Genomic DNA, 22,204 nt, shown 5'->3' with positions numbered 1-22,204 from the left:
TGCGCCCTCATTTCATAAGCACAAAATCGATACTGGCTATTTCACAGAAGGTTTTGATCTCCTCCACGTAGTCCCCGTAGACGCCGTGGATGTGGTTGGAGGAATATTTGGCCAGGAATTCGTCTATAGGTGTCTCCATCTTCAAAAACGCGTGCGGCCAGTTGTTCTGTATGCTGTCTGCTATCTCGTAGTTTTTCTCCTCCCCAAAGTCCACGAACTCTCCAGGAACGACTGTGAATCTGTACCTTCCATCTTCCCTCGTGAGTCTTCCAAGTGTCACTTTTCCGGGTGCTGCTATGTGTTTTACCGCTGCACCACCTGCGGGGAAGTAGAACGTCTGTGGATAGAACTCCACTTTCTTCATGTTCTCGTCGGGATCGAACGATCTGGCTGCAAAGTACGTTGCGTGGTTTCCTGAGTTGCACAGATCCAGTACATCGTACTCCTCCACGTAGTGTCTCACGTCCGCAAAGAGCACGGGTGTTTTCGCAATCAGCTTGAAGATCTGCATCGTGAGCGCCCCATCGGAATCTGCCTCTGTTGCGCACACGATCGGTTCGTGCTCTCCTTCCCAGTCGTAGGGATCGTTCAGGAACGTCTCCGTCACATCCATCGTCACGAAGTGTTCTGTGAGTTCGAGCTGGCCTTTTATTCCCACAAAGTCTAATTCCATCTCCTCCACGATCTCCCTCACCGCATGATAGCTCTTTATCTGGAGTTCGAGCTTTTCGGGTGTGAGGTACTTCCCATCGTAGTGAACCGCTTTTGCTTTCTCTTCGATCCAGAGCCTTCCTTTCCTTGCGCGCTCGTCCGGTATCAGCTGGCTTCTTCGAACGATCTCGAACTGGTCTATGTGCTCTACATCGACACCGAAGATCTTGTTCCACAGATCCACGTTAGGAACGGCGGTGTACATACCCATCGATCTTCCACCGAACACACCGTATCTCTGACCCCTGAGTTTTTTGTATGTGCTTCCCGCTCTGATGAATGCCATCACTTTCCTGAGAACTTTCTCGTCTTTTATGTTGCCCCACATTCTGTAGTGCTTCGTTCCGTCCTGTTCCAGCGCTCCCGCCGCAGAGAGCATCGCAACCATACCTGGATACTGCGGGTTTATGTTGGAAAAAAGTAGAAACGGACCCGGTGCGAATTTGCTCGCAAGAACTGTGAAATGAGGGAACGCCCAAACTGCGTAGTTGAAGATGGTAACTTCCGCTCCCTCTTCTGCGAGCCTTCTTGCTTCTCTCTTCGCTATTGAAGGCTTCCACACGATTTCTTTTGCTCTGATTACCTCCACTTCTCCTGTTTCTTCCAGAGTTTTTGCTATCTCATCTTCGAACTTTTTCACAATGCCTTCAAGTTCTCTGTGCACGTACTCTCTTCCATCGGAGAAGCTGATGAGTCCCACCCTGTATTTTCCCTTCATTCTTCCACCGCCTCCAACACGAGTGTTATGCTGTCTGTTTCAAGGAGCTTTTTGGGTACTGTGATTTCCAGGTTCTTTCCCACATTTTTGAAGCTCAATCTCTCCCCCGTCAGGAAATGTCTCACTGTCCCTGCTGATAGATTGAGATCCTCAATTACAATTTTTTCTCCGGTCGGGATACCGAGAAAGATGACAAAGATTCTGTTACATTTTCTGGTGAACCTGATCTCTGTTCCATCCTCAGTCTTCGCACAGCACCTTTCCCAGACAGAAGTACCGTAGATGGCATCTCCGTACTTTCTCAGCCATTCACCAAGGCCCAGGAGTCTTTCTTTTTGCAGATCCGGAATCGTTCCGTCACCCTTTGGCCCAACGTTCAAAAGGAGATTTCCTCCCTTGCTCACAACGTCCACGAGTGTGTAGACGAGCTGTTCAACAGAGAGCATGTGTTCCGGCCCCTCGTTTCGGTTGTATCCAAAAGAGAGCCCTATTCCCCTCGTAAACTCCCATTTGTAGCCCGGCAGATCCCCCGGATAGTTCACGTGGTACTCGGCCGTTTTGAAATCCCAGTGCGGCACTCCCCACCTGTCGTTCACAGAACCTTCTGGATGTTTGTTGTAGTAGTAAGCGAAGAGATACTTCAGGTCTTCCTTTCCTTTCTCCGGCCAGCCCATGTCGTTCCAGAGAACGTCGGGAAGGTACAGATCCACAAGTTCCATGACCTGTTTGTAGGCATAATCTGCGTACTCGTAAGTGTTCGGCCTGATGTAGGAGAGATCCTCGGGGTATCTTATCGGCTCGGTCGTGAAGCGCCAGTCCAGACCTCCTGAGTAGTACACTCCAAATCTCAATCCTGCTTCTCTTACGGCTTTTGCAAGATCTCCTACGAGATCTCTCTTCGGTCCTCTCTTCACGGAGTTGAAATCTGTGTATTTCGTCCCCCACAGACAAAATCCATCGTGGTGTTTCGTTGTCGGTATCACGTACTTCGCTCCTGCTTTTTTGAAGAGATCAGCCCACTCTTGTGGATCCCACTTCTCTGCGGTGAAAAGATCCGCAAACTTCTCGTACTCGAAATTTTCTCCGTAGGTCTTCACGTGGTATTCCCAGGTGGGACTCTCCTTGATCCTGAGGGAATTTTCGTACCACTCTGCGTACGGATTCTGGAAGAACCAGGCATCCATCGGCACTTTACCGAGTTCTCCGGTGGGCGTCGCCCATCCCGGAACAGAGTAAATCCCCCAGTGAATGAAGATCCCGAATTTCGCCTTGTCGAACCATTTCGGTACTGTGTGTTCCCTCAGAGATTCCCAGTCAGGTTTGTAACGGGGTTTCATAGAAATCATTCCTCCTTCACTTCACCAACGATGATTCCTCTTCCTTCCGTACCAAGGAAAATTCTCCCGAATTCATTCATATCTCCTATCATGTAATGTATCCATCCAAATTGATGCTTATCGTTGTTAATTCTCATCCATGTTTTGCCCTCATCTGTCGACATGAAAATACCATAAACTCCATTCACCATACCGTTCAGGTAAATTGCTGGATAGTCAGTACCTGGTTTTGGGGCTCCGAAACCAATCACGTAGGCTATATCAACGTTTCCTAGTCGCTCAAACGTTATTCCACCATCTTTTGATCTGTAAAGTCCATTCCATTGAAGTGCTAACCAGATATCTCCTTCTCTGTCAGGAGCCAACACAGGGAAAGAATAAAGCGATACCCACCAGTTATCAAAAGAAGGAAGTTTAGCACCTTTCATAAAACTCTTTCCTCCATCTTTACTTATGAGGAAGTCACCGTTTTTCCAATCGAAGATGTAAAATTTACTCGGATTTACAGGATCAGATGCAGGAAAATAGTTGAATTCTGGAACTGGAACACTAATGGCTTTTTTCCAGCTTTTTCCTTTATCGCTTGAAACAATTACCTCATGATTCGCTGGACTCCAGACCAGTGTTTTTCCATCGTTCGAGACTGCCAAACTTAACCTCCCGCCGTCAGTTATTCCCTCCGGGACAGTTTCTATCTCTCTCCAGTTGATTCCGCCATCCTCGGAGTAAGACAAGAAAGGATAGGTGTATGTATGCACTCTTGCCACGAATTTTGAATTCTGATAGGCAAAAGCTATACCAAGAGACGTCCATTTTAGGGGTTTGTACATAGATGATGGTGGGGTGTCCAAACTTTCGTGACGGAATCCTCCCCAATCGGCGATTGCAGAGAGAAGAGGCCTTTCTCCTATGGGGGGAACCAGTTGCAAAACAACTGTTTCTTCTAACCCTCGATTTTCGAATATCCATTTCACTGGTTTTCCCATACCTTCGAATGACTTTTTTAACTCATAAGTCACCCACACACCATAACCTGTTGTGAAAATAGCCCTATTCATGTCAAATGGATCTATCTTGACGTCAGATATCCAGTGAGGATTTAAATCTTTTATCCAGGGCGCTTTGTTGATATCAAAATTTGCCTTTTCCAGAAGAGGTCTCCACGTTTCTCCTCCGTTCAGGGAAATAAATATCTCATCGTGTGGATACCACCTATCGAGTGTGGATACTATCACCACGTTCTCTTGAACATCTATTCCACAATATCCGAAATCTCCTTTCATTGGTGTTACATCGTACCATTTTTGATCAGCAATCACATACTTCATAACAGCCCCTCTCGTAGCACCATTCGGTCCCAAAGCATTGGAAAGTGTAACGTAAAGGATCCCGTCATGTATTTTTCCACGCAATGGAATGAGATCGTTCGGCAGGTTTGGAAGAACATTCCAGGTGGTTCCACCATCTTCAGTTACAAAGATCCCCTTGGGTTCTGAACATCCAACAAAAATTCTAGGAGTAGGACTTCCTTTTTCTCCACTTTTCTCATCGAATAGCACAAACGTTACACTGGTTGAGGGAAAACTATCCACTTTTTTCCAATTTTTTCCAAAATCTTCTGATTTCCACAGACCATATTTCGTTGTACCCATAAAAAGCACGCTACTGAAATTTGGATCTACCTGCAATCTTTCACCAGCGTTTCTTCCATCTTCGTTCCCACCAACTTTTATCCCATACTTGTCAAGGTTTACAATTGTCCACGTTTCACCGTAATCTTCCGAGATAAGAATGGCTCCATATCCTGCCCAATCCTGAGTGTATTTTCCTGTCATCGCGTAGATTCTCTTCGGATCACTAGGATCGAGAGCAACGCTCAACACTCCCATGTAATCGGACTGATCTCTTCTCAAAAAATCAAATAATTGCTTCCACCTCTTTGTTTCCTCATCCCACCTGTAAAGTCCACCAACATCCGTTCTCGCATATAAAAGCCCAGGACTAGCAGGATGGAATATTATTCCTGGTACAAATCCTCCTCCGTTGATTTCCACCGATTTCCACTCAAAAGTTGCTCCAAAAACAACACCCAGTATCGCTAAAAATAAAATCAAGAAAGATCTAAGCATTTTTACACCCCCTTACTATTTGTATAACCAGCATTTCACCACTCTACCATTAACATCAAAGTCTGGAGGAACACTTTCTCTACAAATACTCATAACTTCCGGGCAACGGCTCGCAAATTTGCACCCTTTCGCAAAAAATTCTTCACGCTCGGTGGATGAAAGGTTGATATTTTCATCCCATTCGTATTCAGGATCAGGAACAGGGATAGAACTTTTTAAAAGTTTTGTATACGGGTGAAAAGGTGTGTCCAGTATGTCTTGTGCCCTTCCCATTTCAACTATGCTGCCCCTAAACATGATCGCAAGTTTATCTGCCACATAATAAGCCGTTGATAAATCATGAGTTATGTAAAGTATGCTTATACCAAATCTTTCCTTTAGATCTCTGAAGAGATTGACTATAGAAATTCTCAAGGAGGCATCAATCATAGAGACAGGTTCATCTGCCACCAAGAATGAAGGATTAGTGAGAAGAGCTCTCGCAATTGAAATTCTTTGTAATTGTCCCCCTGAAAATTCACTTGGGTATCTTCCCTTAATCTCATCAAAGTTCAATCCAACCACAGATAGCTTTTCTTCTATTAACCTTAGCGCTTCATCTTTAGTATTGGCCATTTTAAATCTCAGTACAGTTTTAAAAAGATAATCTTCCACCTTTCTAAAAGGATTAAATGTGGAAAATGGATTTTGTTGAACTGTTTGAACTTTCTTGAGAAAATGCATTTCATTTTCTACAAAGTCTTTCAGCTTTATTCCGTCATACAAGACTTCACCATTAGTTGGTTCTTCCAATCCGAGAAGAATCTTTGCGGTTGTTGTCTTTCCGCAACCTGATTCTCCAGCAAGAGAGAAAATTTCCCCAGAGCCAATTTCAAAAGAAACGTTATCAATTGCTACAAGTTTTTTCAGAGAAAAAATGCTTCCTACTCTAAATATCTTCGTTAAATTTCGAACAGACACCCTCATCGCTCAACACCTACTTTCCAGCAAGCCACTTTATGATTTCTAGCAACTTCTATAAGGTCAGGTTCCATCTCCATACAAATTTGATCCGCAATAGGACATCTTGGATGAAAAGGACATCCAGAAGGAAGATTTGCAAGAGAAGGAGGAGAACCTGGTGTTCCTTCTTTGCGGGAGCGATCACCGAATCTTGGAAGTGAGTTTATTAGGAACCTTGTGTACGGATGAAGAGGATTTTTGAATATCTCATGGGTTTCTGCTTCTTCTATCAATCTTCCCGCGTACATTACGCCGATTCTAGTAGCAAGATGTGCGTGAACTCCCATATCGTGTGTGACGATGACCAATGTATTCTTCTGCTCTTTGTGTATCTTTTTAAGAAGTTGTATCACTCCCCTTTGAACCACAACATCGAGGGCTGTTGTTGGTTCATCCGCGAATATCACTTTAGGGTTCAAAACGGTTGCGAGGGCTATTGTGACTCTTTGTCTCATACCACCGGAGAGCTGATGGGGATAAGAATCAAGCACTCTAACAGGAAGACCAAGAGCTTCGAAATAGCTTTCTATTCTTGAAAACGCCTCTTCCCTGGACATTGAAGTATGCTCCTCTATGACATCAAGAAATATCCTCCTGATTTTTCTAACAGGATTCAAAACGCTCATTGAGCCTTGCGGAACGTAAGACACGTATTTCCAGCGGATTTTTTTTAACTGATCAAGACTCATAGAGTTTATCCTGTACTCTTCGCCGTCGAGCTTGAAAACAACTTCTCCATCAACCAATTTGAGCGGGGGTTTTATTTCACCAAAGAGTACTTTCAAAAGAGTGCTCTTTCCGCATCCACTTTCCCCTGCTATTCCATAGACTTCATTCTCAAAAAAATGAAGGGAAACGTTATCAACGGCTCTAATGGAAGTCGTTTTATCTCCAGATTTGATGAAATAGTAGGCTCTCAAGTTCTCTGCGACAGCGATCTTCTCCATGATCACTTCACCGCCCCTATTCTTTGCATCCGCGTTCGCGGATCGAGGTATTCGTTTATACTCAGAGAAAGTGTGTAGAGAGCCGTGAAAAGGAAAACAGCCGTTACTATTGGTGTTAGAACCCACCACCAGTATCCAAGGAGCATGGCCTGGAAATTTATCATCCAGTGGAACATGGATCCAAGTGTGGGAATCTCCACGCGAGTGAACCCTAGTATCGCCAGGACAATTTCGAAACCGATGGCACCCATCATACTTCCAATGAATCCACCCGAGATAACAGGGATCAAATATGGTACAAAATCACCAAAGACGACTTCAAAGGTTCTCATACCGGAAAATTTCGAAGTAACAACGAATTCTCTTTCTCTCAAGCTTAGAATCATGGATCTTATTACGCGGGCATCCCCTGCCCATCCAAAGACACCTATTATCAGTCCCAAAATTGGAAGGCTTAAATAGTTCTTTATGAGAGAAGATAAGAGAAGTAAGAGGGGAAAAACAGGCATGACCATGAATGTATCCGTTAGAGCCATGAGGATTCTGTCCGTAGTTCCTCCAAGATATCCTGATAGCATTCCTATTGTTATCGCTATGATTCTGGAAAAAACAGCCGCGATTGTTGCAAGTATCAGAGAATTCTTCAGGGAAAAAGTTAGAAGCCAGAAGATATCCTGACCTTTCCCATCCGTTCCGAGGATATGCTCTAAAGAAGGTGGTTGATTTGTTGGTAACACATACCATTTGTAAGGATCATAAGGAGAAAAAATGGAAAGAATCGAAAGAAGAACCAAAGCAGTAAGAACTGTGACTGCGTACTTGAATCTTAGATCTTCCCACATATCGAAAAACAATCTCAGAATCCTCTTCATCAGGATCACTCCTTGCTTTTATCTATACCTTATACGAGGATCTATCAGAGGATAAAGAAGGTCCAGTATCAACAGAGCAGTTGCAACCGCTATGATTGAGAAAAAACTTATAGCAATCATGACATTATAATCGTTGGCCCTGACAGCGTTATAAGCCAATGTCCCTATACCTGGATAGGTGAAGAGAATTTCTGTCATCATCGCACCTCCGAATATTCCACCAAGAGATAAACCAAGACCGGTAACCTGAGGGAGCATAGCATTTCTCAAAACGTAGGAAAATAAAATCTTGCTATTCCTCAATCCCATCATTCTGGCATAAACAACGTAATCTTCCTCTCGAAGATTTTGAACGAGTATTTTCGTTCCCAATCCCCAACCTGCAAAACCAAGAATAATAAGAGACAGTGCTGGTAATGTCCCATGTTTTATAACATCAAGAATAAAAGACCAGCTAAGAGAGATCTTTTGTCCAACAGAGAAACCTCCACCAAGTGGAAAAATTGGAAACACGTAACAAAACAGGAGAAGGAGTGTAAGTGCAAAGATATAGTAAGGTATCGGATTTATAGCCATAAGAATACCCGTAAGAATCTTGGAACCAAAAGATTCCTTGTAATATCCTAATATAGCGCCTATTACCAACCCTAAAACCCATGAGATCAGTGTTGTCAAAGTAAGGAGACCTATGGTCCACGGAAGAGAGTTTCTGATCAAGCTTATTACCGATGCAGGATAATAGACCATCGATGGACCAAAATCTCCTTTTAAGAGTCTCTTCCAGAGATTAACGTACTGTTCCCACAGAGTGCCTTTCAGTCCATAAAGCTCTTCCATAACTTCCCTCATCTTGATAACGGCTTCAGGTGTTGTGTTTTGTATTCTTAATCTCGTGTTCAAAATCTGTTCGATAGGGTCTACTGGTGATAGTCTTGGTATGAGGAAAACAAGGGTTATACCTATTACGACCATGTACACATACTGAATCAATCTTGGAATGAGGTAGCTTTTTATAAATTTCATAATTTTTCTCACTCCTTATGTCTAATCTCAAAGAAGAGCCCGCCCCGTCTGGGGCGGGGGAATGTTATTTCCTTCCAGTTGGTTCAAGGAAGGTGAGGAGATACTTAAACTGTGACCAGTGCCAATAAGGCATCATGTATGGATTTTCAAGAGTTGGCCAGTTGGTCCAGTAGTAATCGTTGTAGACAAGGGCTGTGGTTAACACTCCTATAGTTCCAATTGGTATGGTGGGAAGCTCTTCTGCCAGTATTTTCAGTCCTTCTCTTCCAAATTCTATATTTCGGGGATCGTTCCAATCCAGCTTTTCCATTTCGTCTATGATTTTATCCAGTCTTTCGTCAAACCATCTTGATACATGTCCTACACCTTCTCCAAGAGGTTTATTTTGATATTTTGAATGGAAGAAGTAAAGTGTTCTGTGAAGATCAGCGTGGCCTCCCCATGGCTCTGGAGCAGGCCAGTTTCCAGTTATCAGCACCTCAAAGTTCCCTTCGTTTATACCTGAAATATAAGTTGTGATGACATCAACATCTATACCAAACTCTCTCCACTGCTGAGCAACACCGAAGGCTACAAGATCGTTCGGATTCGTTCCAAGCTGGATCTTCCAAGGAGTTCCATTCGGCAACAGCCATTTTCCATTTTTATCTCTCTTGAAACCTACACTGAGCAACAACTGTTCAGCGACATCCGGGAGATGCTTCCACCAGCCACTTCCAACACCTAGTTTTATCTTTTCAGGGTCATCAGGCACGTTCCAGCCGTATCTTTTCGCAACTTCAGCGATCTTCAAGGGAACGTCTGGATCGTACACCTTTACACCGTTCACGGTGAGATTCTGCAACCATTCCTCCAGAGGTTCATAGTAGAGCTTCCTGTAGAGAGGAAGTGGCGGTATGTGAAGCGCAGATATCAGCATGTTACCTTCTTCGGTTTCTGAGAGTTTCACAATATCAAGTGCGAGAGCCAGAGCCCATCTTACTTCTTTCATGTTGAACGGATATTTTGCGGTGTTGATGGTGATTCCTCCGACGACGGGATCAACGAGAGGGACGAATGGGAAATCTGAATAAAGCTTCACATACTTGCTTCTTTTGAGGAGTGCCTTGAGGGCTTGAGGACCTATACCCGCAGCATCAAGTTGATTCTGGAGAAATGCTAAAGTAATTTTTTCATCTGTTTCGTAAGCATAGAAGAGCACATATTTCGGCTTGGGCATACCAAAAATCATACCAGTCGGTGTCCTTTGCCAATCTTCCCTTCTTTCCCAGAGAACCCAGTATCCCGCTGGATCGTAGTCTTTAAGAACGTAAGGACCTGTGCCAACGGGTGGGTTGAAAGTGAATCCAACAGGGTCTTCAACCTTTTCAAAAACGTGTTTCGGCATGGGCCACCAGTATCCCCATCTGTCTATGAAATACGTGTGAAATCTTGTGTTGGGTTTCTTCAGTTCAAAAACCACGGTATAGTCGTCTTCTTTGTAGACCTTGTCTATGTATTCGTTGAATTCCATGTGCCTTGCCATTTCTGGATATTTCATGCACATTTCTACTGTGAAAACCACGTCGTCCGCTGTGAAAGGTACACCATCGCTCCAGTAAACACCCTTTCTGAGTTTTACAATCATTTTGGTAAAATCTTCATTGTAAATAGGGCCAGTTTCTGCCAGCGCGTTAATAATCTCTCCTCTCACAGGATCATCCATCCAGAGTGGTTCGAGCAACAACTGCTGAATCCCCCTGTGTGGATCTTTCCATCCTGCTATCACGTTGAAGTCTCCCGGATTTGCTGTTTTAGGACCCGGTACTATAACTGTTTGTTCTCTGGGAACATTCAAAAATTGCGCAAAACTTGCTGCAAAAATGGTGAACAGCACCGCCACAAAAAGAAACCTTTTCATAAAAACACCCCCTTAAAAAAAAGTTTTGTTTTTAGTAAAGCTTACTCATAAGATTACTATGAAAACATTTTCATTCAAAATCTCAAAAAAGACGATTATTTCAAATTAAAAAGAAATATGATAACTTATCGTTCCATATTTTTTCATATCACATTTACGCAAACGTTTGCTTAGTTCGTGGGAAACGTTATAATAGTGAATGAAGTGATTAAGAGAAGAGTACAGGGAGGCAACAACATGAAAAAAGCTACTCTAAAAGACATTGCAGAATATTTTGGTGTCTCAATTTCCACTGTTTCAAGAGCTCTTTCTGGAAAACCCGGTGTCAGCAGTGAATTGAGGGAGAAAATACTGGAAAAAGCCAGAGAAATTGGGTATACCCCAAATTTAATGGCTCTGGGTTTAAAAAAGGGAAATACTAGAACTGTTGGTGTTCTCATACCTGAGTTAAGCGCTAATTTCTTCGCAGATATCGTCTCAAGTATAGAGAAATCATTGTTTCATCTCGGATACAGACTTATACTTTGTTCAACTGATGACGATCCTGTGAAGGAAAGGGAGCATTTACAACTTCTCCTCGATCAAAAAGTAGAGGGAATTCTTTCTGCGCCTGTGAATGTGAAGGAAAATAAGGATATATACAACAGTATAATCAATCACTTCAAAATTCCCGTGGTTTTCTTCGACAGGCTAGTAGAAGGTGTAGACTCTGACTTTGTAATTTCAGATAATAGAGAAGGAATGGAAATACTTGTTAATTACCTTGTAAAGCATGGCCATAAAAAAATCGGTCTCATACATCCTTTAAGAGGTTCTTTTACTGGAGAAGAAAGATTAAAGGGCTTTCTCCTCTTCAAGGACAGCATAGAGATCCGCGAAGAGTGGATAAGAGACGGAAGATCCTCTGAACAGGGTGGATATGAATCCTTTCTGAGGATAATGACAAGTCAGGAAAGACCGACAGCTATTGTCATTGGAAATAACCTGATGACTTTAGGAGTATTAAAAGCTGCTAAGGAGCTGAATATAAAAATACCAGAAGACATATCCCTTGTCAGTTTCGATGATGCATATTGGAACGAAATCTTCGATCCGCCGATAACTTGTGTAAGACAAGACCCCCAACAAATAGGGTTGATAGCAGCAACAATTCTTTTAGACAGAATGAAAAATAGAAAGAAACCATCTCCCCGTATGCAAGTTGTGTTAAAGGTAAAATTCGTGGAGCGATCTTCCGTCAGAACAATAAAAACACTAAAAGATTTCTCGTGACAAGAATGTTTTTCTTTAAAACTCTCGACGGGAATTAGCTTAATTAAGAAAAAATTCCCTTCATCAATGCCTTTTTGTGAGACGACAGGTATTCTTTCACCCCTTCAAGATCCAGACGATCGGTGACAAGTTTTTCGAAGGGAAACTCTCCAGATTCTATGATCTTCACCGCTTCTTTCATTGTGAAAGGATTGAGATAGGACCCGAGTATTTTCATCTCCTTTCGGTAGATCTCGAACGGTGAGATCTCAACCATCTTGTCTTTGGAGATGACGCTGAACTGAAGGAGCATTCCACCTTTTCCTGTGTGTTCAAAGCAAGTTTTGAACCCTTCCACCGTACCAGAACACTCGACAGTAAGATCGTACTCTCCTTTTGGTTCATCCACTTTCAATCCAAAAGTTTGCACAACGTATTCCGCACGTTTCTCGTCTTTCTCCGCAAGGACTATTTCTGCACCCGGAAAAATTTTCTTGAAGATCAGACCAAAAATCACACCTATACTACCTGCTCCGACTACGAGGATTCTGTCGTAGAATCCATGTTTCACCATCTTCACTCCTTCGAGAACACAGGAAAGCGGTTCTGCGAAAACGGCTCTCTCTGCGGGTACATTTCTCACAGGATAAACCTGTGAGTTCTCCACGAGCACGTATTCCGCAAATCCTCCTGGTTCTGTCACGCCCGTTGCCTGAAGGTTTTCACAGAACTGAGACATACCTTTTCTACAGTAGTCACACTTCCCACAGGATCTGTTGGGATCGATCACAACCATCTGCCCCTTTTCGAAAACACCCGATCTTTCAACGACGCCGACGATCTCATGCCCTGGAACAACTGGATAGTTGGCGTTGGTGCCTCCTGAGAATATCTTGTAGTCGGTTCCACAGATACCGCACGCGAGTACTTTCACGAGGGTCTGATCTTCACCGGGAACGGGTATCTCTTTCTCCACAACACTCGCAACACCGGGTTTTTCTATCAAAAGTACTTTCATATTCTAACCTCCTCACCAGACGGTGTAGCCTCCGTCTATCACAAGATCGTGCCCTGTCATGTAATCTGAGGCGGGACTTGCAAGGAAGATAGCAGCTCCTATCAGATCGTCCACCTCTCCCAGTCTTCCAAGAGGGATCATGTCGAGCCAGAGGGGAACAAGATCTTTCACGTTTGGAGATTCTATGAGAGGTGTTCTGATGTATCCGGGGCTTATGCTGTTCACCCTGATTCCGTACGGGGCCCACTCGGCGGCCAGAGATCTGGTGAGATGGATCACACCCGCTTTCGAAGCGTTGTAAGCTGTCTGCTTCTGAGGTTTGTTCACGATGTGTCCGGACATGGACGCGATGTTTATGATCTTTCCGTATTTTCTTTCCTTCATAGCGTGGAACTCCGCTTTTGCGGAAAGAAACACCCCAACCAGATTCACGTCTATGACCTTTTTCCACTTCTCAACCGGATAATTCTCCGCTTCACACCAGTCTCCTATTCCCGCGTTGTTGACTCCTATGTCGAGTTTCCCCCACCTATCCAGCGCCTTTTTGACCGCTCCAAAACAATCTTCTTCTTTCGTCACATCCCCAACATAGAAATCTGCTTCGCCACCTTTCTCTTTTATCTCTTCGACCGTTCTTCTGGCTGTTTCTTCGTTTATGTCCATGATCAAAACAGCTGCACCCGCCGCTGCCAGCGCCTGGGCGATGGCCTTCCCGATGCCCTGTCCTCCACCAGTCACCAGAGCTACCTTTCTTTTCAAAGAGAAAAGCTTTTCAAGAATATTCACAACGATCCCTCCCGGAAAAATAACAGTTCAACACAATATTAACACACTTCGCCTTGAAGTATAATGAAGATGAAATAGAAAATCGTTTTCCGGCGGAGGTGTATTCTTGTGAATGTTCTCTGCACCGGTGAAATCCTCATTGATTTCATCTCAGAGGACAAAGGAAAGAACCTTTCACAGAGTGAGCTCTTCAGAAAGAAAGCGGGAGGTTCTCCCCTGAACGTCGCCGTTGCTCTCAAAAGACTGGGAAGAGAGGTTTCTTTTCTCGGAAAACTTGGAGGAGACCAGTTCTCCGAGTTCCTACTTGAGGTGATGAAAAAAGAAGGCATAGACACAACACACATCATCTTCGATTCTTCTTGTAAGACTACCCTCGCTTTTGTGGCAAGAGACGCTCAGGGAAATCCGGATTTCGTCTTCTTCAGAGAAAAACCAGCCGATACGAATCTGAGACCGGAAGAAGTGAACATCGACCCCGCACAATTTTCTTTCCTTCACATCGGATCATACTCTCTTGCCGTTGAACCATCGAGAAGCGCCTATTTGAAAGTGATGGAAACGTTTTTGGAAGAAGGGAAGCCCGTCTCTTACGATCCGAACGTGAGACCCTCACTGATAGAAGACAGAAACACCTTCGTGAAGGACTTTCTCGAGATCTCTTCGAAGGTAGATATCGTAAAACTCAGCGACAAGGATCTGGAATACATCTTCCAGGAAGATTTAGAAACGGCCGTTGACAAAATTCCGATCAAGGAAAACGGCCTGCTTTTTGTGACCATGGGAGAAAGGGGATGTCTTGTGAAGTTCAAAGGAGAAAAACGTATGGTTCCTTCTTTCAAAGTAAAACCTGTGGATGCCACGGGGTGCGGAGACTCGTTCACAGCCGCTGTGATACACAAGTATCTGGAGAAAACACCTGAAACGATCGAAGACGCTGTCGAGATAGGAAAGTTCGCCAACGCCGTCGCCGCTATCGTTATCACAAGAGTAGGCGGTGTAGATGCTATGCCGGTGTTAGATGAAGTTGAAATGTTTCTATCAAATCAGGAACGTTGAGTTAACTTCTTATCAACCAAAGACTAACAGAGATTTTCAAAAACTCCTATCGAGCTCTTAAAGAAAATAAGAGAGAATAGCTTCTGGGAGGTGAAACGATGAAGATCTTTCTGGACACAGCAAACTTAGAAGAGATCAAAAAAGGTGTTGAATGGGGTATCGTGGATGGAGTAACGACGAATCCAACACTGATTTCAAAGGAAGGAGCAGAGTTCAAACAGAGAGTGAAAGAGATCTGCGATCTGGTGAAAGGTCCCGTTTCTGCGGAGGTTGTGTCTCTCGACTACGAAGGCATGGTGAGAGAGGCGAGAGAACTCGCTCAGATCAGCGAATACGTGGTGATCAAGATACCAATGACACCCGATGGCATCAAAGCGGTGAAGACTCTCTCTGCAGAGGGTATAAAGACAAACGTGACACTCGTGTTCAGCCCAGCCCAGGCCATTCTGGCCGCGAAAGCGGGAGCAACCTACGTGAGCCCCTTCGTTGGAAGGATGGACGATCTTTCAAACGACGGAATGAGAATGCTTGGAGAAATCGTCGAGATCTACAACAACTACGGTTTCGAAACCGAGATCATCGCCGCAAGCATCAGACATCCAATGCACGTGGTGGAAGCAGCACTTATGGGTGTGGATATCGTGACGATGCCATTTGCCGTGCTGGAGAAACTCTTCAAACACCCGATGACGGATCTTGGAATAGAAAGGTTCATGGAAGACTGGAAAAAGTATTTGGAGAACCTGAAGAAATAAAGAGCCCGCCACCCGGCGGGCTTTTTTAAGCTACCCACATGTTGTCTATGTGAACGACCACCTTGTTTCCTTCGTATCCGAGGATCTTTTTCAAATCGGAAGATTTGTGACCCGCTATTTTCTCCAGATCCGAAGACGAGTAATTCACGATCCCTCGACCGACGAGTTCTCCTTCTTCGTTCACTATCTCCACCACATCTCCCACATCGAACGTTCCTTCCACACCTGTGACACCAACAGGCAGAAGGCTATTACCGCTTTTGAGTGCCTCTTCAGCTCCTTTGTTTACGTATATCTTTCCTGCAGGTTCTGAGAGAAAGGCAATCCAGGCTTTTTTTGCTTTCAAGCGTCCTTGTGGTTCAAAAACAGTACCGACAGGTTCTCCCTTCACAAACCTTGTGAGGTTTGAAACGTCGTTTCCGCTGCATATGGTCGCTTTCACACCGCATCTTGAAGCCATCAACGCAGATTCTATCTTGGATCTGATACCACCAGTTCCCCAGCTGCTCTTTCCCATATCTTTCAGTTTCACCGACTCGTCGAATCTTTCGACGAGTTTTCCGTTCTCATCGATGACTCCATCCACCGTTGTGAAAAGCACAAGGAAGTCCGCATCCCAGGCTATCGAGAACATGGCAGCGAGCGTGTCGTTGTCACCGAGTGTGATCTCCTCTGTTGCAACTGTGTCGTTTTCGTTCACGATGGGTACAACATCGAACTCCGAGAGTCCGATCAGTGTGTTTCTGAGGTTCAGGTACCTTTTTCTGTTGGAAAAAGTGTCCCTTGTGAGCAGGATCTGGGCGATTTTGATGCCATAGAAATCGAAGGCGTTTTCGTACACCTTCATGAGCTGGACCTGTCCCACAGCGCAGAGAGCCTGTTTTATGTGAAGGTCCTGTGTTCTCTTTCCTTTTCCAAGATAAGTAAAGCCCGCAGCGCGGGCCCCAGATGTGATGATGGAAATTTCGTGCCCTTGACTTTTCAAACGTGCAACCTCGCGACAGAGTTCTGCGATGTAAGACTTTCTCAAGCCAGAACTTCCCACAAGCAGGTTGCTTCCAACCTTTACAACGACTTTCATAATCATTCCCTCACATGATACTCTCCAAGAACGACGAATTTGTACGTGGTGAGCTCTCTGAGCCCCACGGGACCTCTTGCGTGGAATCTCTGGGTGCTGATTCCGATCTCGGCACCGAAACCGAACTGCCCGCCGTCTGTGAATCTGGTCGAAGCGTTCACGTAAACGGCTGCGGCATCGATTTCTGAAACGAACTTTTTAGCGTTCGAATAGTTTTCAGTCAGAATCGATTCGGAATGTCCTGTGGAATATTTCTTTATGTGCTCAATCGCCTCGTCCACATTCTTGACCACTTTGATGGCGATGATGAGGTCCAGATACTCGGTGGGCCAGTCATCTTCAGTAGCCGGTACCACGTCCGGCACGATTTCTCTGGTCTTTTCACAGCCTCTCACTTCGACGCCGTGTTTTCTCAGCTCCTCCACGATCACAGGAAGAAACTCCTTCGCTATCTTCTCATGAACGAGCAGTTTCTCTGCAGCGTTACAGGTACCAGGCCTTTGTGTCTTCGCGTTTATTATGACCGGAACAGCCTTCTTCAGATCGGCGCTCTCATCGACGAAGATGTGACAGTTTCCAACACCTGTTTCCAGTACCGGAACGGTCGCGTTGTCACGCACAAAGCTGATGAGGCCGTATCCACCACGTGGAATGACAAGGGAGAGATATTCCCTGAGCCGTATCATCTCAAGAACGAGGGATCTGTCGGTGTTCTCGATGAACTCAACGGAGCTTTCCGGAATCTCGGTTTCTTTGAGCGCCTCCCTTATGGCTGAGACTATCGCCTTGTTCGAGTTCAAAGCGTCGGATCCGCCCCTGAGCAGTATGGTGTTACCGCTCTTCAAGGCCAAGATCGTGGTCTCCACGGTGACGTTCGGCCTGGATTCGTAAATGATCCCTATCGGACCGATGGGAACCCTCACTCTCGCTATTCTGAGTCCGTCTTCTCTCACCCAAGAATCGATCACTTCTCCCACGGGATCTTTCAGTCCAATCACCGTCTCACACGCTTTTATCATCTCATCGATTCTTTTATCGTTCAGAGCGAGTCTGTCAACGAGAGACTCCTTCACACCCCGCTCGCGGGCCTTTTCCACGTCGATTCTGTTCGCTTCGAGGATTTCTTTTCTCCTCTCATCGAGTTTCTCGGCTATCTTCTTTATCGCTTTGTTCTTTTCCCTCGTCGTAGCGTTTCTCAGAACATCCCAAGCCTCTCGTACCTTCTTCGCCTTCTCGAGGAGTTCATCCACAATCCTCACCCCCTAAACCTTCGGGAAGGAACCGTGTTTTTTCAGATAGTTCACTATACCGTCTTCTTTCAGTATTTCGAGGAGAAACTTCGGAATTGGAGTGAATCTGTATTCTTTTCCCGTTGTGAGGTTCTTCAAAACACCGTTTTCGAGATCTATCTCAAGTTCGTCTCCCTGGTTGATCTCGTCGACTTCTTTGAGCTCTATGACTGGAAGGCCCACATTGATGGCGTTTCGGTAGAAGATCCTTGCGAAAGACTTCGCCACGATACAGGAAACACCAGCGATCTTTATGATGCGCGCAGCGTGTTCTCTGGAAGAACCAAGTCCGAAGTTCTTGCCAGCCACGATGATGTCACCTTTCTGCACCTTCTTCGCGAAATCCTCCATGGCATCTTCCAGGACGTGTTTTGCGAGCTCCTCGAGATTGTTCCTCAGATGAAAGTACCTTCCAGGCGCTATATGATCAGTCGATATATTGTCACCGAACTTCCAGACTCTTCCCCTTATCATGATTCACCCTCCTTCAAATGAACCTTCTTGGATCTGTGATGTATCCAGTTACCGCGGTGGCTGCCGCCGTTGCAGGAGAAGCGAGGTATATCTCCGCATTGGGATTCCCCATTCTTCCCTTGAAGTTTCTGTTCTGCGTGGAAAGTACCCTCTCTCCGTCTCCAAGAACACCCATGTGAATTCCAACACACGGGCCACAGCCAGGTGGTATAACTGCCGCTCCAAGTTCAACGAATTTCTTGATTATTCCCTTTTCAAGGGCGTCCATGTAGACCTTCCTTGAAGCAGGACCAACGATCAGCCTCACATCCGGATGCTTTCCGTGTTTCTCAAGAATCTTCAAAGCGATCTCAAGATCCTGGAGTCTTCCGTTCGTACAGGTTCCTATGAAAACTTGATCTATCTTTATCTTTTCCTTTTCAACCTCGCTCACCTTTCTCACGTTGTCCACATAGTGAGGCAAAGAGACGAGTGGTTCGAGTGTGGTGGCATCTATCTCTATCTCTGTCTCGTAAACCGCGTCTGGATCTGCTTTCAACTCTCTGAAGTCCTCCTCTCTTCCCATCTTTTTCAGGAATTCTCTGGTCTTCTCATCAGAGGGCATGAGACCCGCTTTCGCTCCCACTTCCACCGCCATGTTGGAGATGGTGAGTCTGTCCTCCACATTCATATTTTCGATACAGCTTCCGTGGAACTCCAACGCTTTGTAAGTTGCGCCGTCGCTTCCCAGAATTCTCGCGATCTCGAGAATGATGTCCTTCGCGTAAACTCCATCCTGTAGCTTCCCGTTCACCACAACTTTGATCGTCTCAGGTACTTTGAACCAGTTCTGTCCAAGCCCGAAGATGATCGCAACATCCGTGGAACCCATTCCTGTTCCGAAAGCACCGAGCCCACCGGCAGTGCAGGTGTGCGAATCCGCACCCGCTACCAGATCGCCGGGCTTCACGTATTTTTCCGCGAGGATTTGATGGGATATTCCGTCTCCCGCATCGAAAACCTTGACTCCCATCTCTTTTCCAAATTCTCTCATCATCTTCTGCGAGTTCGAAAGCTCTTTCCTCGGGCTCGGAGAAGCGTGATCGATGAAGAGGAAGGCCTTCGGGACCTTCACTTCTTTGAAACCGAGTTCTCTGAATTCGTTTATCATCAGAGGGCCTGTTCCATCCTGGGCCATGGCTATATCCACTCTCGCGAGTACGATTTCTCCGGCTTTCACGTCTCTTCCAACATGTTCAGAAAAGATCTTTTCTGCGAGTGTCTTACCCATTCTCATCCCTCCGCTCGATAGGAATGTATTCGACATCCATAGGACCCACGTACTCACTGGTTGGTCTGATCAGCTTGTTGTCACTCACGTATTCGATCACATGAGCGGTCCATCCGACAACACGCGCAGTTGCAAACAGGGCAGTGAACATGTTCCTTGGAAAACCGAGTTCTTCGAAGAGAACGCTCGAATACAGATCCACATTCGGGTATATGTTTTTGATCTTGTTGGAAACGATGTATTCTTCCAGCTTGCTGGCGATTCTGAACAGTTTGCTATCTGGAAAGTGTTCCTGAAGGACTCTCTTCAAAAACACCGCTCTCGGATCGTAAGTTTTGTAAACTCGATGCCCGAATCCCATGATCTTTCTTTTCTCTTTCAGACACTTTTGAACGAACTCTTCCACCCTGTCTTCGCTTCCGATCTCTTCCAGCATGGGTGGAACCTTTTCACTTGCACCACCGTGGAGAGGACCCTTGAGTGCACCGAGAGCCCCTACAATACAGGAATAAAGATCGGAGAGTGTGGAGGCTATCACGAGCGCGGCAAAGGTGGAAGCGTTTATATCCTGCTCCATGAGAAGAATGAACGCAGATTCCAGAAGACGGATCTTTTCGTTTCTCTCTCCGAACATCATGTAGTAGAAGTTCTCAACGTGTGATAAGTCTTTTCTTGGCCTTATCAGTTCTTTTCCTTTAGAGTATCTGTAGTAATACGCCAGTATTGTGGGAAAGACGCTGGCAACCCTGATGGCTTTTTCTCTGAGATCCTCATCGTTCCCATCCATGGAACCGTGAATAGAAAGGAATATCTTCAAAACATCAATGTAATGAAGGTTTTTCGGAAGATGGTAAAGAATTCCAAGGGCTTCTGCAGGAAGCTCTCTGTAATCTGCCATTTTCCTTTTGAATTCTTCAAGCTCACTCTTTGTGGGAAGCTTTCCGTACCAGAGAAAGTAGGCCGTTTCTTCGAAGGTCGATTTTTCCGCGAGTTCCTCAACCGGTATTCCTCGGTAGTAGAGCCTTCCGTTGATGCCATCCAGATAGCATATCGAACTTTCACATATTTTGACGCCTTCCAGTCCCTTTTGTATCAAAATAACACCTCCGTGTTGTATAACTATACACTGGAACGATTAAAAATGAAGGAGGGCTTTGGGAAATTTTACCATACAAACTTGAAGGTAAAGTTAAACAGTACTGCATGGCACAGGCTGGCATTTTAATGCTTTTCATTTCAAAAAAGATTTAACACTTTCGCAGAAAAATTGGTAGAATATGTTTTGAAGACATTAAGCAAGGGGAGGGGTTGAAGTGGCTGAAAGATTGGGGATACTCGTTGGTGGAGGGCCGGCACCTGGAATCAACAGTGTGATAAGTTCTGTTACCATCGAAGCTATAAACAACGGACTCGAAGTGATCGGAATATACGATGGATTCAAACACCTCGTAGAGGGAAAAACGAATATGGTGAAAAAACTTTCCATCGAAGATGTCTCCAGAATCCACATCGAAGGTGGATCCATTCTCAGAACCTCGAGGGTGAATCCTGCCAAATCCGAAGAAACCCTCGAGAAGACAGTTCAGACTCTCAAAAAGCTCGGGATAAAGTATCTTGTTACTATCGGCGGGGACGACACCGCGTTCTCCGCGAGCAAAGTGTGTGAAAGATCGAAGGGCGAAATAAAGGTGGTCCACGTTCCAAAGACTATAGACAACGATCTCCCTCTTCCGGAGAACATGCCCACGTTCGGTTTCGAAACAGCTCGTCACGTAGCCACAGAGCTCGTCTACAATCTCATGCAAGACTCAAGAACAACGAACAGGTGGTACTTTGTGGCCATGATGGGAAGAGAAGCCGGGCACCTCGCTCTCGGCGTTGGAAAAGCGGCGAGTGCAACGATCACGATCATTCCTGAAGAGTTCAAAGAGGGAGTGACGCTCGAAGAAGTGTGCGACGTTCTTGATGGAGCGATTCTCAAGAGAAAACTCATGGGAAGAGACGATGGAGTGGCGGTCATAGGTGAAGGTATCGCAGAAAAGATGGATCCTGAAGAACTCGCCAACATTCCCGGTGTGATAGTCGAAAAAGACCCACACGGACACCTGAGACTTGCAGAGATCCCGCTCGCCACCATTCTGAAACGGGCGATCGAGAGGAGATACGCTGAAAGAGGTGAAAGAATCCACATCGTCGATGTCACAATAGGATACGAACTCAGAAGCGCACGCCCTATACCTTTCGACATAGTATACACCAGAACACTCGGTTACGGTGCAGTGAGATTTCTCCTTGGAGACTATTCCGATCTCCCTGGCGGGATGGTGTGCGTGGTTGGTGGCAGAATCAAGATTCTTCCCTTCGACGCTTTCATGGATCCAAAGACCGGAAGGACAAAGGTGAGAGTGGTGGATGTTCGATCGGAAGATTACAGAGTAGCAAGAAAATACATGATAAGGCTGGAAAAGAAAGATCTCGAAGATCCCGAAACTCTCGAAAAACTAGCAAAGCTCGCAAAGATGGAACCTGAAGAATTCAAAAAGAAATACTGGCATACGACAGAGCTTCCATAAAACTTTCATGAG

The 22,204-nt window shown here is 45.3% G+C and carries 19 protein-coding genes; 4 read left to right on the top strand and 15 right to left on the bottom strand.

The genetic code is table 11. The features are described 5' to 3' along the window. Positions 1-7 precede the first annotated feature (7 nt). The 8 genes from TM_RS01575 to TM_RS01540 form a co-directional block, all read right to left on the bottom strand. Positions 8-1,429, bottom strand: coding sequence for an L-fucose/L-arabinose isomerase family protein (locus TM_RS01575; protein WP_004083033.1), 1,422 nt, complete (start codon positions 1,427-1,429; stop codon positions 8-10). After that, the gene (locus tag TM_RS01570; RefSeq protein WP_004083032.1) at positions 1,426-2,766 is read right to left on the bottom strand and encodes an alpha-L-fucosidase; all 1,341 of its coding nucleotides are present in this window, start codon (positions 2,764-2,766) and stop codon (positions 1,426-1,428) included. Before TM_RS01570 ends, TM_RS01575 begins: the two co-directional genes overlap by 4 nt. A 5-nt stretch (positions 2,767-2,771) precedes the next feature. Then, a complete protein-coding gene (locus TM_RS01565; RefSeq protein ID WP_004083030.1) occupies positions 2,772-4,895 on the bottom strand; it encodes a WD40/YVTN/BNR-like repeat-containing protein in 2,124 nt (707 codons plus the stop codon). 15 nt (positions 4,896-4,910) lie between these two features. Further along, positions 4,911-5,861, bottom strand: coding sequence for an ABC transporter ATP-binding protein (locus TM_RS01560; protein WP_004083029.1), 951 nt, complete (start codon positions 5,859-5,861; stop codon positions 4,911-4,913). Continuing rightward, complete coding sequence (locus tag TM_RS01555; RefSeq protein WP_004083027.1) at positions 5,858-6,844, bottom strand: ABC transporter ATP-binding protein; 987 nt, start codon at positions 6,842-6,844, stop codon at positions 5,858-5,860. The genes TM_RS01560 and TM_RS01555 overlap by 4 nt, the downstream gene beginning before the upstream one ends. A 2-nt stretch (positions 6,845-6,846) precedes the next feature. Next, on the bottom strand, positions 6,847-7,716 hold the full coding sequence (locus TM_RS01550; RefSeq protein WP_004083025.1) for an ABC transporter permease: 870 nt from the start codon (positions 7,714-7,716) through the stop codon (positions 6,847-6,849). Positions 7,717-7,734: 18 nt separating this feature from the next. After that, entirely contained in the window at positions 7,735-8,739 is a 1,005-nt protein-coding gene (locus tag TM_RS01545) for an ABC transporter permease (RefSeq protein ID WP_004083023.1), read from the bottom strand. Between the two features lie 64 nt (positions 8,740-8,803). Continuing rightward, complete coding sequence (locus tag TM_RS01540; RefSeq protein ID WP_004083020.1) at positions 8,804-10,639, bottom strand: ABC transporter substrate-binding protein; 1,836 nt, start codon at positions 10,637-10,639, stop codon at positions 8,804-8,806. Between the two features lie 237 nt (positions 10,640-10,876). On the opposite strand from TM_RS01540, the gene TM_RS01535 reads away from it, so the two are divergent. Next, the gene (locus TM_RS01535; protein ID WP_004083018.1) at positions 10,877-11,911 is read left to right on the top strand and encodes a LacI family DNA-binding transcriptional regulator; all 1,035 of its coding nucleotides are present in this window, start codon (positions 10,877-10,879) and stop codon (positions 11,909-11,911) included. 43 nt (positions 11,912-11,954) lie between these two features. On the opposite strand, the gene TM_RS01530 is transcribed toward TM_RS01535, so the two are convergent. Both TM_RS01530 and TM_RS01525 read right to left on the bottom strand, forming a co-directional pair. Next, the gene (locus tag TM_RS01530) at positions 11,955-12,908 is read right to left on the bottom strand and encodes a mannitol dehydrogenase (RefSeq protein ID WP_004083017.1); all 954 of its coding nucleotides are present in this window, start codon (positions 12,906-12,908) and stop codon (positions 11,955-11,957) included. Positions 12,909-12,920: 12 nt separating this feature from the next. Beyond that, a complete protein-coding gene (locus TM_RS01525) occupies positions 12,921-13,694 on the bottom strand; it encodes an SDR family NAD(P)-dependent oxidoreductase (RefSeq protein WP_004083016.1) in 774 nt (257 codons plus the stop codon). A 108-nt stretch (positions 13,695-13,802) separates the two neighbouring features. Here TM_RS01525 and TM_RS01520 point away from each other — a divergent pair, with 108 nt between their 5' ends. Beyond that, entirely contained in the window at positions 13,803-14,750 is a 948-nt protein-coding gene (locus TM_RS01520) for a carbohydrate kinase family protein (protein WP_004083014.1), read from the top strand. Between the two features lie 98 nt (positions 14,751-14,848). Further along, complete coding sequence (fsa, locus tag TM_RS01515; RefSeq protein ID WP_004083013.1) at positions 14,849-15,505, top strand: fructose-6-phosphate aldolase; 657 nt, start codon at positions 14,849-14,851, stop codon at positions 15,503-15,505. 25 nt (positions 15,506-15,530) lie between these two features. On the opposite strand, the gene proB is transcribed toward fsa, so the two are convergent. The 5 genes from proB to TM_RS01490 are packed head-to-tail and all read right to left on the bottom strand — an operon-like array spanning position 15,531 to position 20,715. Next, the gene (gene proB / locus TM_RS01510; RefSeq protein WP_004083012.1) at positions 15,531-16,586 is read right to left on the bottom strand and encodes a glutamate 5-kinase; all 1,056 of its coding nucleotides are present in this window, start codon (positions 16,584-16,586) and stop codon (positions 15,531-15,533) included. A gap of 2 nt (positions 16,587-16,588) precedes the next feature. Beyond that, a complete protein-coding gene (locus TM_RS01505) occupies positions 16,589-17,836 on the bottom strand; it encodes a glutamate-5-semialdehyde dehydrogenase (RefSeq protein ID WP_004083010.1) in 1,248 nt (415 codons plus the stop codon). A 12-nt stretch (positions 17,837-17,848) separates the two neighbouring features. Beyond that, positions 17,849-18,349, bottom strand: coding sequence for a 3-isopropylmalate dehydratase small subunit (locus TM_RS01500; protein ID WP_004083008.1), 501 nt, complete (start codon positions 18,347-18,349; stop codon positions 17,849-17,851). A gap of 13 nt (positions 18,350-18,362) precedes the next feature. Next, positions 18,363-19,619 carry a 3-isopropylmalate dehydratase large subunit gene (locus TM_RS01495; RefSeq protein WP_004083007.1) on the bottom strand — a complete coding sequence of 419 codons (1,257 nt, stop codon included), beginning with the start codon at positions 19,617-19,619 and terminating at the stop codon, positions 18,363-18,365. Further along, complete coding sequence (locus tag TM_RS01490; RefSeq protein WP_004083006.1) at positions 19,612-20,715, bottom strand: citrate synthase/methylcitrate synthase; 1,104 nt, start codon at positions 20,713-20,715, stop codon at positions 19,612-19,614. The genes TM_RS01495 and TM_RS01490 overlap by 8 nt, the downstream gene beginning before the upstream one ends. A 217-nt stretch (positions 20,716-20,932) precedes the next feature. Here TM_RS01490 and pfp point away from each other — a divergent pair, with 217 nt between their 5' ends. Continuing rightward, positions 20,933-22,192 carry a diphosphate--fructose-6-phosphate 1-phosphotransferase gene (gene pfp / locus TM_RS01485; protein WP_004083005.1) on the top strand — a complete coding sequence of 420 codons (1,260 nt, stop codon included), beginning with the start codon at positions 20,933-20,935 and terminating at the stop codon, positions 22,190-22,192. The last annotated feature ends 12 nt before the right edge of the window (positions 22,193-22,204 follow it).

Origin of the sequence: Thermotoga maritima MSB8 (genome assembly GCF_000008545.1) — a bacterium.
Lineage (GTDB): Bacteria > Thermotogota > Thermotogae > Thermotogales > Thermotogaceae > Thermotoga > Thermotoga maritima.
The sequence above is the reverse complement of the archived record's forward strand: the minus strand, read 5'-3'. Positions and strand labels throughout refer to the sequence as shown.